This window comes from Legionella nigrisilvae (assembly GCF_977063395.2).
This window is the reverse complement of record NZ_CDRUGZ020000020.1, coordinates 344086-359052: the sequence shown is the minus strand read 5'-3', so window position 1 is coordinate 359052 and position 14967 is coordinate 344086. Positions and strand designations below refer to the sequence as shown.

The window sequence follows — 14967 nt, the reverse complement described above, 5'->3', positions numbered from 1 at the left end:
TTGTTAACTTTTGAAAGGCGCTTGGGCAATCATATTCTAATTTATTAAATTTTGGTCTTTGTCATTTCCCTGGGGTTCGATTTCCGTTCCATTGCGATCAGTTTTAGATGGACCAAAAAAAACACTGAAAAAATGAAAAAAGCCTCTTTTGGATTCAAGAACATTATCTAATGATTTGTCCACAAAATCGCTTATTAAATTAATTTGCTCATCTCTTTTATCCGGCTTGGGAATCTTCTTTAAAGTAAGTATCCTTTCTACTAATGTTTCGATATATTGCTCATCTAAGTATTTTTCATAAAACGATTTATCCTGAAGCATTTCCTTTAATGTTATAATTTGTGATTCGGCTATATTGGTAACAGCAGACTTTTGCATTTTGCAATTTGGAGCGGACAGCGAAAAAAGGCATTCGATACCAAATTTAGGGTTAAAATTACGGGATTCTTTATTGGCTAAAAATGAGAGGATAAAAACAGAAGATTTAGCTGGTTTAAACGGGTTGGCACCATGAGCGAGTAGCTCTCGCGCAATTTCAGGACTCTCAAGAACCCTGCGAGTAAAGATAGTTTCGGAACTATATTTGCATGCCTTATTAGGATCAGCACCTGCCCTTAAGATGGCTTGTATTGTTCCGAGATCGCCACATTGTAACGCGTGAAATAGTGGGCTACGACCTGAGGCATCCCATTTATTTGGTGCATTTTTAGCCAAGTTAATTAATTCCTGGTTATGATTATCAAAAACTTTGTTAAAATCCTCCTGTAATTCTTTGAATTTTAATTTTAAAAGTTCACTTTTATAAGTCTTTAAAACTTCATTGAGGGCGTTTAATTGATTGGCTATTTCTACTCGGTATTGTTTTACTATTGACGGATTATTTGTTAAAAAAGCATTCCATTCTTGTATTTTCTTATCGATTTGATCCTCGTCAGGGTCAATCTCGAGCGGCACGGACTCATTAGCAGGATCCGGCGTCGGTAGAATTGAATTAGCTGAACCAGCTGTGACTCCTACATTATGTATCTTAAATAGTTTCTTCAGAAATTTTTCTATAACATCTTCTGGTTTTGCATCATCGACCAAGATTGTGTGAGATAAATATTTTTTCAAATCAATTTTATTTCCTTTCTCTCCCTTTTCTACCGCATATTCCAATAGTTCACCTATCAAAATGCGGCCCAAGCCTAATATCCTAAACCAGCGAAGACCTTGCATAAACAAGCATGCTAGCCGGGCATTATTGGAGCATAGGGCATTGTATTTGGATATGTGTAATGTTAATTCGGGAGTTTCATTATCCGCTGAATTCTTTGGAATTTTACCTAATAACTTCGCGGCTTCTAACCCATTATTAAGACCATGTCCTGCTGGATAATTGGGTGTAAAATAGGCATCCCCAATTAAATAGAATCCATGACCATTTGCTTGAATGGCGGCTTTATTTGCTTGCTTGCTTCCTCCCTGAAAAGTTAAAATTTTCAAATTATCTTTTGCAGCATGCTTCTTACTCGCAGTAATCGTTACATCTAAGTCATTTTCATCAATTTCTAAATAATCTGCGACAGCTTTTTTAACATAGTTTAAAGCTAATTTTTGCCTTTTTTCTTTAAGCTTCGCTATCTCATTTAGGATCTCAAAATTGGAGTTCATTTCTTTGTCCAAATTTTCGGCCTGTATATTTAAAGACTCAATTTCCTGGCTCAATATTTGGGTTTGATTAAAAATATTCTTTGGAACTTCACCAATAAATCCCAATTTTACGGATTTTCTTCCGCTATTTTTATTTTTATAGGAACTCTCATCAAATCTTAAAAAGTAAAGTTGATTTTCAGTCGAATGCCCCTCTTGCTTATTTTCTAAAAAGGATGAGGCAAATTCTTTTTCAGATAATTTTAATTCTTTGCCATTCTTCAATGAGATTTTTACATAGGCTCCTAAATGATAACTTCCTTCCAGATGTTGCATAGCCATTGGCGTTTTGCGCTCGATCTTTTCATTATCAGTCAGTGTTGCATTAACTAATTCCAGAGTAGATGAATTGGAGCCGTCTGCCCCTACCAGATGATTGAAGTGAACTGTTTGTTTTTGGCCGTTAGTCGAGATAGTTGCCTCACCGTTCTTAAGATCAACTGTGCCTTCTTGCAGTGTAGTCTCATATAAAATCTCTACCGGTGCAATTGAGCCAGATTTACTTTGATTTTTTATTCGATTTAAAATGAACCGCTGAACGGAGGATACCTTGATCTCAGCAGAAGTGCTTAAAGAATCTAAAAAAGAAATATCACTTTCATCAAGGTCTTCTCCTTGTCCGATCATAGCAATTAGTTGTGCTTTGCTGCGAGGGTTTAAAGCAATTACTTGTGGCCTGATTGCGGCGGTGCTTTCAGAACGTTTTTCAATGATTAATATTTTTTTTTTATTTTTAGCTGCTTCATATGCGGAAGCGAGGCCGATAGGGCCCATACCTACTATCAATAAATCATTTGGCATAGTATTAGCACTGTATATTTTACAGACCTAGGATAGATGAATATTAATTATTATAGTATTTAATTGAGCGGAAAGAATAAAATATGCCCTTTCTGCTCGGATATGAAGCTGGAACATTCTGAAAAAAAATGCAATATTGAGTGATTGCAAACTAAAAAAATTCTCTAAATGCTCATTGGATCGAAGTGATGCATTGCTCTCATGGGATAGGGACGTGGACTTTTCAAAAAATAGGGATAAGGAAATTATGAAACACGAAGAATGCGAACACGAGCATCAGAAAACAAATTCAAAGCCCTTAAATGTTCCTCATGCATGTCACCAGCATCATCAGATGCATCAACAGCGCACCATGGAGGGAATTGCAACGGGTATCTATACCTGTCCCATGCACCCAGAGATTCGTCAATCTGGACCTGGGAATTGTCCTATTTGTGGCATGGCTTTAGAACCGGAAAGCATCTCTGCAGAAAAAGAAAATCCTGAATACAAGAGCATGAAGTATCGGTTTTGGCTTGCACTTATACTGAGTGTACCAGTATTTGTATTAGAGATGGGTGGACATATATTCCATGATTTAATCTCGGCTTATCGTTCTGCCTGGATTCAGTTTTTATTGGCAACGCCGGTTGTTTTATACTGTGGTTTTCCCTTTTTTCAACGCGGTTTTATTTCCCTGAAAACACGGCAATTGAATATGTTTACCCTCATTGCTATAGGAATAGGTGTAGCTTGGACTTATAGTACAATAGCGCTGTTATTCCCTGATCTTTTTCCTGCTGCCCTACGTCCTCAAGGGATAATCAATGTTTATTTCGAAGCGGCCGCAGTCATCACCACTTTGGTTCTACTGGGACAAGTCCTGGAATTAAAAGCACGAGAACAAACTGGAGGTGCTATTCGCGCCTTATTAAACTTAGCTCCGGAAAGCGCCCGCCGAATTGATCCGCAGGGAAATGAAGAAGAAGTAACCTTAGATCAAGTGCAAGTGGGGGACAAACTTCGTGTTCGGCCTGGCGAAAAAATTCCTGTAGATGGTGAGGTGTTCGAAGGACGCAGTAATGTAGATGAATCTATGGTTACTGGGGAATCGATGCCCATAAGTAAAGAGGTGGGTTCAAAAGTAATTGGAGCTACAATAAACCAAAATGGAAGTTTTATAATGAAAGCCGAGCATGTTGGCAGCGATACCATGTTATCACACATTGTACACATGGTGAGTGAAGCGCAACGTAGCCGTGCTCCTATTCAACGACTTGCCGATACTGTTTCAGGCTGGTTTGTGCCGCTGGTTATTTTAATCGCAATAATTGCTTTTTTCGCATGGTTCTTCCTAGGCCCGCAACCCGCTTTCAGCTATGGATTACTAGCTGCGGTTTCAGTACTGATCATTGCTTGTCCTTGTGCGCTCGGTTTAGCAACCCCTATGTCCATCATGGTGGGTGTGGGTAAAGGGGCGCAGAATGGGGTCTTAGTGAAAAATGCTGTCGCTTTGGAACAAATGGAGCAAGTTAAGGTACTCGTTGTTGATAAAACAGGTACTTTGACGCTTGGCCACCCAAAATTAACCCAAATTCTTACTGATAAAGAGTTTGAAGCCGATGAAATATTGGCTTTAGCGGCTGCACTCGAACACCAAAGTGAGCATCCACTGGCTAATGCAATCATCTCTGAAGCAAAAGAGAAGCAATTATCATTTGCTAAGGTATCAGATTTTGAATCGATTTCGGGAAAAGGGGTTATTGGCAAAGTTGATGGTTTAAAAATTGCACTTGGTAATCTGCAATTGATGCAAGAACATGGGACAAATAACCCATCACTTATTGAAAGTGCGGATGAGTTACGTGCTACGGGAGCAACCGTCATGTTTCTTGCTGTCTCTGGTGAAACAGTTGCGATTCTGGCAGTTGAGGATCCCATCAAGTCGAGCACACCTGATGCCATACTTGAGTTGCAAAAAAATGGAATTGCAGTCTATATGCTCACTGGAGACAGTAAAGCAACTGCAGAGGCCGTGGCAAGTCGGTTAGGTATTAATCACGTGATTGCTGAAATTATGCCTGAAGATAAGCGTCGTATCGTTAGTGAGCTTAAAGAGAAAGGTTTTGTTGTGGCAATGGCAGGGGATGGAGTTAATGATGCCCCTGCGTTGGCAGTTGCGGATATTGGTATTGCGATGGGCACAGGTACTGATGTTGCAATTGAGAGTGCCAGTATTACTTTGCTCCATGGTGATTTAAATGGAATTGTTAAAGCGCACCATCTGTCTCGGGCAACAATGAGCAATATACGTCAGAATTTATTTTTTGCTTTTATTTATAATGGATTAGGAGTTCCCTTGGCAGCGGGAGTCCTATACCCTGTAACAGGATGGCTATTAAATCCCATTATCGCTGCAACGGCAATGGCATTAAGTTCGGTTTCGGTGATTATTAATGCACTGAGATTACGAAAAGTTACCCTGTAATAGCCTTGTTTCACCCAGTGCTATGGACTATAGTTTCGTAATCGATGTGATTTAATTGATACAAAAATAATGCCTAAAATACTCCTAAGCGCTTGTCTTCTTGGCCATAAAGTTCGTTATGATGGGGGTGATTGTTTGCAAAATCATCCACTCTTACAGCAATGGTTTGAGGAGGGGAAAATCATTATCTTTTGTCCGGAAATGGCAGGTGGGTTACCTACACCAAGAGCTCCCGCTGAGATTCAGGATAAAAAATCGGGTGCGGATGTATTAAATAGAAATGCTTTAGTCAAAACAAAAAATGGTCAGGATGTGACTCATTTTTTTCTTCAAGGAGCACAAAAAGCACTTGAGCTTGTAAAAAAGTATGACCTACGTGTTGCTATTTTGAAGTCCCGAAGTCCTTCTTGCGGTGCGCAGGAGATTTATGATGGATCATATACACGTACATTGATGGAAGGTGAGGGCGTTACGGCTGCTCTTTTAAGGGAGCACGGTGTACAGATATTCGATGAACACCATATTGATGAAGCATTGGATGCGGCATTAAGGTAAACCCCAAAAAAGCTGATCTAGATTTACAAGAACATTATATTGTGGCTATAGTTAACCAAGAAAACGAGGCTCGTTGAGAGGTAATGATACACTTTGCTAGATTGTTGGGTTGAAAGAAATTTATTCTGATAAGGAGAAATTGTGATGGAATACAAATGTCATAAATGTGGAATGGGTGTGAAAAACTTAACATGTACCAAATGCAATTCCCCATTGGTTAGCGATGTTGTAAAAACAGACCATGGTAAAGTGCAAGTTTCGAAAATGTCCTCACGGCTGTGGACAAATTAAATCACCAACATGTTGCGGTCATGATATGGTATGTTCTGCTTAATGATTTAATATAATCCACGGGTAGTCCGCTGGATCCAAAGCTAAAGTTATAAATTTATTCTCCGTCCCGCGGCTAGTTCGCGGGATCCAGAGCTTTTCTTTAAAGGGTTCAGCCCCTTAACTGACTCAAGGTAAGCTTGCAAACAAATGGATTTGTAAATTAAGAATAAATCCATATTTCATGCAATATTCTGCTGCATATTCATGATTGCGTTGATTTTTTTCCAGATCTAAAAGACCAGGCTCCCAAAAGCTCACTACTTCATTGATTTCCGAACGTTCTGCCAACGTTAGATCGCGTCCTTTATCACGCATGGCACGAACACGCTGAGGTTCTTTTTGGTACCTATTCATAGGGCTCACAAAAACCTGTTTATTGGTTTTTTCAGCCCATTCAAGTGCCCATGCAGGTATTCTACTATAAGTTTTGTATTGTTCATCTTCCGGGGCTGACATGACAAACTTCAAATAATCTGCTCGTTCCAACATTTTGGTATTTGGTTCTAAATATCGAATTGATTTCCCATTTTTTTCCAAGCACTTGGGACTCACTACTAATATCGTGCTTGTAGGAAGGTCAGATAAAATAGAGATGCCATTGGATTCGATCTGAGTATATTGGAAGTATGGTTTAGCTTCCTCTAAAAATGCTGATAAATTTTGTTGTAGTGAAGGCTCTCCACCGGTGATGACTAAAACTATTTTTTTTGCATGCCCTTGCGCCCAGGAAGGAGTTGGCAGGCTTCGATTCTGAAAAAAAGCATCAATTAGAGTATCTGCTTCTTCTAATAAGGAAGAAAAACTTCTCCATTCTCCCATCTCAAAGTAAGTATCACAAAAAGAACATGCTAAATTACATTTGGCTAAACGAATAAAATAGGCTGGATGACCACGAAAAGGTCCTTCTCCTTGCAAAGTAAAAAAACGACTGGTAACAAAAAGCTCCCCTGGCTTTGCCTCCTTAAAAAAAGATTTTCCTACTTTTTCGTTCAGTCCGAACATTAATTGACCTTGATGTGTATAAATTTTTTACATATTATACTCTATTGCTTTTAAAATGTGAGCCCTTGTCATTTATTTTTTATTTTATAAGCTCCTAGAGAACGCGCAGCAAAAGCATGTATTTCTCATGTGATAATTACTTTTGGTTTGCAGATTGAATCAAAGAGAACCGCTCGATTAAATGGATATTTTCTGAGGCCAATTGATAAATTCTTGCAATAGTCTCCTGACTTATTTGATTGAAAATCACTCTTATCTCATTTTGTTGCTGTGGCAAAATGGGTGAATACCGATGCGAGCACAGAATTTTTTTCATCAAGTGCAAGTCAATAGCATCAAACCCATAGAAATTATTACGAGTATAAATTTTTATCGGAAAGGAGGCCTTTTTTATTTCAGAATTGAAATTCAGCTTAGTAAAAGGCTGTTTATTGTAACATGTGCTATCGAATTCTTTATATCGCTTTATGAAGTTTATTCGATTTAAATAGAAAAAATCCTGCGAAATGCCGCTTAGTTTTCTGTTTACAAAAGAGCAGTTAATTAAGGGAAGCCCTAAACCCACATAATTAATAAAAAGTAATTCAAATATTTTTTCGATGTAGAGTTCTATTTTATGCTCATGGTGATTGAGTAGTGCTTCATGAATAAAGTGAAAGTCTAGTCCTTTCCAGGGCGTTGTATCAAAATGTAAATACCAAAGCAGGTAGTAAACTCCATCCCAAGGTTTGGCGTAGTACTGCTCTGCTATTTTATTTTGCAGTTTACGAATCTCATGTACCAGGGAAGGGGTAATGATATAAGGAATTTTGGGCTTTAAACAAACCGTCATGCCATTGGTTTTATGAGCACGAATAGCGAGTAATTCAATGTTATGCACAGCAATCCTTATTAAAATAAAAAAAATATCCAAATAAGGGAACAACATATAAAAGTGTAGTAAAGAAAATAAAGTATTTCCAAAAAAAGTTAATTTTATTGTTTGTGAGCGTTAGAAACCAATCGTACATCTATTATATTGGGGATGCTTTTCAATTTATCGCATAGGGGGGGTAATGATTCTTTAGGCCCAGATATATCAATCAGGTTTACAGCAATTTTCCCACGGGATTTATTTTCCATTTGCTCAATATTATATTTTAGTTTGGATATATTTTGGGTGATTTTACCCATGGCTCCTGGGGTATTTTTGTTGGTCACTAATATACGGTAGCAATTCGGTACCTGCGTCGCCGAGAGGGATATATTAGGAAAATTAACTGAATATTCGATGATACCATGTTCTAAATAATTGCAAATATTGCGAATGACCATTTCTGCAGCACTCTGTTCCGCCTCTTGAGTACTTGCTCCCAAATGAGGAAAGGACAAAACATTGGGATGACCCGCCAAATTAATTGTTGGAAAATCTGTGATATATCCCATAATTTGCTGATTATTTAACTGTTGCAAAATTGCAACTTCATTAACGATTTGTTCGCGAGAAAAATTGAGTAATAAGGTATGAGGTTTCACCAAGGCAATATTTTCTTCATTAATTAGATTCGTGGTCGCTGCATTTAATGGGATATGCAGGGTAATAATATCTGAGTGAGCAAGTAAGGTATTCATTTCCATAACTTTTTCAACACCCGGCATTAATGCCAAAGCATTAGTCAAAGTCATATTCGTATCAAAACCTAGTACTTTCATCCCTAAAGCCAGACCTGCATTAGCTACTTTAACACCTATATTGCCCAAGCCAATTACACCTAAAGTTTTTCCTGAAATTTCATGCCCAATAAACTTCTTTTTATTCGTTTCAATTTCTCGACTGAATAATTGATCATCCTCTTTAGCCAGTTGACTAATAAAGGAGCGGGTTTCGTCTAAATGTCGATAACCCATGATCATTGCTGCCATTACCAGTTCTTTTACGGCATTAGCATTTGCTCCAGGAGCATAAAATACGGGGATCCCCATATTGGTAAGTATTTCAACAGGGATATTATCAGTACCCGTTCCTGCTCGTGCTACTGCCTTTAAGTTTTTTGAAAATGGATGATCATGTAATTTATGGGAACGTACTAGTATGACATCAGGATCAACAGGATTGAGACCTAATTGATAAATGTCATGATGAAACAAACTCAAGCCTTGTGGTGATATATTATCAAGAATTTGAATGATAAACATGGGTATCTCCCTTGATCAGAACGCTAGAATTGTAAATTTCTGTAAGTCCCTGTTCATAATAAGCATAATATTGGGGAGGCAATTCGTTCAACTCATCCTGAGTTAATCCTAAAGGGATTATTGGGTAAAAGCTAGTAGTGCTGATGTAAAGATCTGAGTGATTTTTTACCCACTCTTTAGGATTTAAGCCAGAAAAACCAATAAATCGGGTGACTATTTGCCGAGCTTCCCAGTCACTTACCCCATCCCCTACCAATAAAGAGCGCTCCTCGGATTTAAGTACTGAGGCAATTTCTACCGTTTTCCCATTACCTTTCGTCATGTTGCTTTGTACATCAAATCCTTCATAATTACCTTGCTCATCAAAATATACTTCCACTGCGAGTACATTGCTTGCTGGAATTCCTAAAGTCTTGGCAAACTGAACTACTGCCAGCTTAATTCCAGCCGAAATGATATAGATTTTTTTATTCAAACGTTGTAATAGTTGAATGAGTTCTTGTGCCCCAGGAGCAATATGTTGTCTGTAGTGCTTTGCCAACTCCTCTATTTGTTTTCGGGTGGGTTGCACGTACTCTAAGCGTTGTCGATAATCACTTGGAGTCATACCGGTTTGACCCATACATCGTGCAGTAATCTGATGAACTTGCTCTCCAACTCCATTGGTTGTTGCTAAGACATTAATGCCCTCAATAAGGGAAAGCGTTCCATCACAATCAAAGAAAAAAGTATCAATGGGAGCCTTTAAAGCCCAAGAATTTTGATTATGCATGAATAATTGCCCTTATATTTGAACTGAGACTCACAGAACGGGAGTTTCTGAGTTGTGGTGGTAGTCTTCTTTGGCCATTAAAAGGTGTAACTGCTCTGAAATTTTATGCCAATAGTTTTTATCAAAAACTACACTTTCCCGAGGTTTCTGTTCATGACGTTCTAACAGATTGTTGAATTCTTCGAATAAATAAGTGGCGAAAGAGTGGTTTTCATAGCGGGTAAAGGGCGCTTCGAAAAATAGCTCTAACTGTTCCATAATTTTATGAGGATCATCGCTTGCCTGTGCTTCTTTATTGATTCGCTCGGCTCTTTTTTGGCCATCCTCAGTATGACGCCACCAACTAAACCAACCATTAGCTTGGCGAGTATTAATACCCAATTTATAGTAATTATTATAGGCAAGCCATGCATCCGATATAGTGGTTTTCAACGCATTCAACCAGTCTACTGGTACCTTTATCTCCCTTACTTCACTGCTTATTTGCTCATTTTGTTTAAAAAAATCCGATGTTGATTCTGAGGTTTTGCGTCGTCGTGAAGGCTTTTTGTGCCCTATTTGAGGTCTAGATTTAGTAAGATGAGAGAGTGGTTTCGGATTAAGATTATTTGGGGCGGTATCAATGGAGGCCATTTCTTTTAATCTAGATTGTTCTCTGGCGGCAATTAATTCCGCTCTTCTTTGAGCAACCAATCCTGTAGGAATATCAAAATTCTTCTTTCTTATAAATGAAGTTGTCTGCTTGTTGTTTTTGCCCATGATAATTCCTTATCCCTAAGTTATTTATTAGAGCATTTTCATAACTTGCCTTTTTATGGCTGGTTATTTTCCTTTCTGAGGGCTCAGTTACTTCATGTATACTCCGCTCCTCGTATAAAGACTGTCGTGTACGAATAATCTATAGTTATGAAATAGCTCATTTATCGCATCAAATTGACATAATTTTAACGCAACTTAATCATATAGGCTCTTTTTTTACTATGCAATAATTCAGCTCTAAATTGCTGTTGCCTAATTTGAAATAAGTTACCGGCTTAGCATCGCATCTCATCTCAAGAATAAGTCTATACTTTGGGATAATATCGGTTCCAGAAAAAGGAATTCCCATGAACGCTTATACGGTAGACATCCAACATCCAGTAACCATTCCCAGTAAAAATGTTTATCTGAACGGGTTTCTATTTATCCCTGAAGAAGCGAAAGGGATGGTGATTTTTGTACACGGAAGTGGGAGTAGTCGATTCAGTAGTCGCAATCAATTTGTGGCAAATATCTTGAACGAAGGAAAATATGCAACTTTGCTCTTTGATCTGCTTACTTCACAAGAAGAGGTCATTGATAACGTAACTCGAGAGTTTCGTTTTGATATTCATTTGTTAGCTTCTCGGCTTCTTGATGTAATTCATTGGTGTACTAAAGAATTTGCTGAATACCATTTTCCTATTGGTTTGTTTGGATCGAGCACCGGAGGGGCTGCGGCACTTGTTGCTGTAGCTCAGGGACCTAATTTGGTCAAAGCCATTGTATCACGTGGTGGCAGACCTGATTTAGCAGGAGCCTATTTACTACAAGTCAAAACGCCTACGTTACTTATTGTGGGAGGCGATGATGAGATGGTAATTGGACTTAATCAGCAAGCGATGGCTCAGATGAGTTGTATCACCCAATTGCAACTAGTTGCTGGCGCAACTCATTTGTTTGAGGAGCCTGGGACTTTACAAGAGGTTTCAAACTTAGCCAAAAAATGGTTTGAGCAATATTGTATTGGGTAATTGAATAATGCATAACTTTAATATTATGCGGAGGAGGCTCTATGAATAGGGATGCGCTGCAAAAGTTAATCGACGAACTGAACGAGGCCGTTGTTGCCCTAGATGCCCAGGATGAAGATTATAATGCGGTGCTTGAGAAAATAGGAGATGCTCGTTTTGTATTGATTGGGGAGGCCTCCCATGGAACTTATGAATTTTATCAGACTCGTATCAATATATCCAAACGTCTGATCAAAGAGCGCGGATTTATGGCGATTGCAATTGAAGGCGATTGGCCTGATGCGTACCCTGTCCATCGTTATTTACAAGGAGAAGGGAGTATAGCGCATAGTGAGCAGTCGTTGGATGCTTTTGAACGATTTCCCACTTGGATGTGGCGTAATACCACGATTCCGCCTTTTCTTAATTGGCTACGTCTTTACAATGATCGCTTGCCTACAGCACAAAAAATTGGATTTTATGGACTTGATTTATATAGTTTAAATTCCTCCATGCAAGCGGTAATTGATTTTTTAGATAAAGTCGATCCTGAAGCAGCACAACGTGCCAAACATCGTTATGCGTGTTTTGATCATCTTAATCAAGATCCTCAAATGTATGGCTATTTAATTAGCGCAGGAATTAAGAAAGCTTGTATTAATGAAGCAGTGGCTCAACTCGTGGAATTGCAGCACCGTGCTTTTGAATATCTGCATCGGGATGGCATTGCTGTGGCGGATGAGTATTTTTTTGCCACTCAAAATGCTCGATTGGTAAAAAATGCAGAAAATTATTATCGTTCTATGTTGGAAGGTCGGATCTCTACATGGAATATCCGAGATACTCATATGGCCGAAACAATTAATGTGTTAGCGGATCATTTAGAATCACGATTCAATAAACCGGCTAAAATTATCATCTGGGCCCATAATTCTCATATCGGAGATGCCCGTGCGACCGAAATGGGGGAACGTGACGAATTGAATTTAGGTCAGTTAATACGTGAGCAATATGGCATACATTCTTATTCTCTTGGTTTTTCAACGTGTGAAGGGACTGTTATGGCTGCATCTGATTGGGGGGGACCTGGAGAGAAAAAGCAAGTAAGACCTGGTTTGCCAGGAAGCTTTGAGGAACTTTTTCACCAATTAAAATACCCGAATTTTTTCTTAAATTTACAAAATAATGAAAAATTGGAACATTATCTCAATATTCCTCGCTTGCAACGGGCAATAGGCGTGATCTATCTCCCAGATACCGAGCGCTTCAGCCATTATTTTTTTACGCGACTCCCTTATCAGTTTGATGGACTAATTCATTTTGATAAAACGAATGCTTTAAAGCCATTAAGTTAGAGGAGTTTATGAAGACTCAATGAAACAAAGCGCGTCCAGACGAAGACAGCCTGGGCAGTTATTACTTGATATGTAAGTTAGCTAAATCTTCTTCAGTTAATGTTTCTTTTTTCAATAACAATGTTGCCCCTTTTTCTAAAATTTTAATGTGTTTTTTTATAACTTTTACGGCATCGTCAAATGCAGTTTGGATAATTTTGCGGACTGCTGTATCAATATCACATGCGGTTTCTTCACTAAATTCTCGTTCGTGATAGGTCATAGGGGACTCTAGAAAGGGTGAGTTTTCTTTCTGGTAAGTTACAGGTCCAAGTTGTTTGTCCATACCGTAACGCATGACCATATTTCGTGCAATATCTGTTGCCTTGGCAAGATCATCTGCTGCACCTGTTGAAAATCGACCAAATACAACAAACTCTGCAGCCCTTCCTCCGAGCAAGACCATCATTTTACATTTCAATTCTTCTTCGGTCATCAGATAACGATCTTCTGTAGGACGTTGAATGGTATAACCTAAACTTCCTATACCCCGTGGAATAATGGAAACTTTATGGACTGGATCTACATTTGGTAAAGAGAGGGCTATCAATGTGTGTCCCATTTCGTGATATGCGACTGCTTTACGCTCTTCGGGGTTGAGCAAGCGATTCTTTTTCTCCAAACCAGCCACAATTCGTTCAACAGCGTTGGTAAAATCATCCATATTTACAGAGTCTGCATTGTGGCGCGTGGCAAGCAGTGCTGCCTCGTTGACTAGATTTGCTAAATCAGCACCAGAAAATCCTGGGGTTAAGGCTGCAATTTTTTCGGGATCAACATCCGGGGCCCGTATTATTTTTTTCAGATGAACATTCAGAATTTCTATTCGCCCTTTTTTATCGGGTCGGTCGACAAGTACATGGCGATCGAAACGTCCCGCACGTAATAATGCCGGATCCAGAATTTCGGGCCGATTCGTTGCGGCGATTAAAATTAATCCTTCACTCGGATCGAAGCCATCCATTTCTGAAAGTAACTGATTTAAGGTCTGTTCCTTCTCGTCATGTCCTCCGCCGATAGGATATGCACCTCGTGCCCTCCCTAGGGCATCAAGTTCATCAATAAAAATAATCGCAGGGGCCGTTTCACGAGCATGGATAAAAAGATCGCGTACTCGAGCCGCTCCAACCCCAACAAACATTTCTACAAACTCTGAGCCATTAATTGAAAAAAATGGAACTCCTGCTTCACCGGCCACCGCTCGTGCAAGTAAGGTTTTTCCTGTTCCAGGAGGTCCAACTAAAAGAACTCCTTTAGGTATATGAGCACCAATACGCGTATAATGCTCCGGATTCTTAAGAAATTCGACTACTTCCATAAGCTCGGTTTTTGCTTCATCTACTCCGGCAACATCTTGAAATGATACATGGGTTTCTTTTTCCATGTAGATTTTGGCTTTACTTTTTCCAACATCCAAAACTCCTCCAGCTGCTGAACCCATCCGTCTTAATAAAAAACTCCACAAAGCAAAGAAAAGTAATGCGGGAATAGTCCACGAGAGCAGCAGGGTTAGCCATTTGTTCTCAGCCTCTCCCTTAAATTTTACTTTGGCTGCCTCAAGAGTGGATACAAGAGACGGATCATTAATGCGAACTGTAGTAACTTGCGGGTCTTTACCCCCGTATTCTTTTATTTCATTAAGCTTATCTTCTGGAAGTAGATTTGTTAAACCTTCAGGTTTTAGGTTTGCGGTAATGTAGCCTTCGGTAAGTACAACATTGTCTAACTTTTCTGCTTTTAAAAGTTTGATAAAATCACTATAACCTATATCTACAGGATGTGATGCAAAAAAAAAGTTCTGGAATAAGAGGATAATCCAGAAAATTATCAGAACATACCAGAGCGAAAACTGCCATTGTTTATTTTCCACCACTCCCCCTCAATTAAGATGATTATTTTATTAGTAGAAAAAACGAGCTGGTTTTATACAGTATATACCAAAGGGATAAATGATGTGGCTTAAAGTAAATCTATATGTTGAATTTATGTATAGTTGGATTAAAATTAAACTATTAGTGGTCATTA

11 protein-coding genes are annotated in these 14967 nt (G+C 38.8%); 4 read left to right on the top strand and 7 right to left on the bottom strand.

Going from position 1 to position 14967, the window contains the following annotated elements:
- Positions 1-36: 36 nt before the first annotated feature.
- Complete coding sequence (locus ACWTE2_RS10300) at positions 37-2493, bottom strand: hypothetical protein (RefSeq protein WP_454785287.1); 2457 nt, start codon at positions 2491-2493, stop codon at positions 37-39.
- A gap of 247 nt (positions 2494-2740) precedes the next feature.
- On the opposite strand from ACWTE2_RS10300, the gene copA reads away from it, so the two are divergent.
- Both copA and ACWTE2_RS10290 read left to right on the top strand, forming a co-directional pair.
- On the top strand, positions 2741-4960 hold the full coding sequence (copA, locus tag ACWTE2_RS10295) for a copper-transporting P-type ATPase (RefSeq protein WP_454785286.1): 2220 nt from the start codon (positions 2741-2743) through the stop codon (positions 4958-4960).
- A 69-nt stretch (positions 4961-5029) separates the two neighbouring features.
- Positions 5030-5515, top strand: a complete 486-nt coding sequence (locus ACWTE2_RS10290; protein ID WP_182392825.1) for a 2-thiouracil desulfurase family protein — start codon at positions 5030-5032, stop codon at positions 5513-5515.
- A gap of 459 nt (positions 5516-5974) precedes the next feature.
- Here the strand turns inward: ACWTE2_RS10290 and ACWTE2_RS10285 are convergent, their stop codons facing one another.
- The 5 genes from ACWTE2_RS10285 to ACWTE2_RS10265 form a co-directional block, all read right to left on the bottom strand.
- Positions 5975-6850 (bottom strand): 7-carboxy-7-deazaguanine synthase QueE, encoded by an 876-nt coding sequence (locus ACWTE2_RS10285; RefSeq protein ID WP_454785285.1) that lies wholly within the window; start codon positions 6848-6850, stop codon positions 5975-5977.
- Between the two features lie 136 nt (positions 6851-6986).
- Positions 6987-7730, bottom strand: coding sequence for a hypothetical protein (locus ACWTE2_RS10280; RefSeq protein ID WP_454785284.1), 744 nt, complete (start codon positions 7728-7730; stop codon positions 6987-6989).
- Between the two features lie 95 nt (positions 7731-7825).
- Positions 7826-9025, bottom strand: coding sequence for a 3-phosphoglycerate dehydrogenase family protein (locus ACWTE2_RS10275; protein WP_454785283.1), 1200 nt, complete (start codon positions 9023-9025; stop codon positions 7826-7828).
- Complete coding sequence (locus tag ACWTE2_RS10270) at positions 9003-9797, bottom strand: HAD-IB family phosphatase (protein WP_454785282.1); 795 nt, start codon at positions 9795-9797, stop codon at positions 9003-9005. Before ACWTE2_RS10270 ends, ACWTE2_RS10275 begins: the two co-directional genes overlap by 23 nt.
- 30 nt (positions 9798-9827) lie before the next feature.
- Positions 9828-10556 (bottom strand): hypothetical protein, encoded by a 729-nt coding sequence (locus tag ACWTE2_RS10265; RefSeq protein ID WP_454785281.1) that lies wholly within the window; start codon positions 10554-10556, stop codon positions 9828-9830.
- A gap of 347 nt (positions 10557-10903) precedes the next feature.
- On the opposite strand from ACWTE2_RS10265, the gene ACWTE2_RS10260 reads away from it, so the two are divergent.
- Together ACWTE2_RS10260 and ACWTE2_RS10255 are read left to right on the top strand one after the other, a co-directional pair.
- A complete protein-coding gene (locus tag ACWTE2_RS10260) occupies positions 10904-11569 on the top strand; it encodes a dienelactone hydrolase family protein (RefSeq protein ID WP_454785280.1) in 666 nt (221 codons plus the stop codon).
- Positions 11570-11610: 41 nt separating this feature from the next.
- The gene (locus ACWTE2_RS10255; protein WP_454785279.1) at positions 11611-12903 is read left to right on the top strand and encodes an erythromycin esterase family protein; all 1293 of its coding nucleotides are present in this window, start codon (positions 11611-11613) and stop codon (positions 12901-12903) included.
- A gap of 61 nt (positions 12904-12964) precedes the next feature.
- On the opposite strand, the gene ftsH is transcribed toward ACWTE2_RS10255, so the two are convergent.
- Positions 12965-14812, bottom strand: a complete 1848-nt coding sequence (ftsH, locus tag ACWTE2_RS10250; RefSeq protein WP_454785278.1) for an ATP-dependent zinc metalloprotease FtsH — start codon at positions 14810-14812, stop codon at positions 12965-12967.
- Positions 14813-14967: the final 155 nt, after the last annotated feature.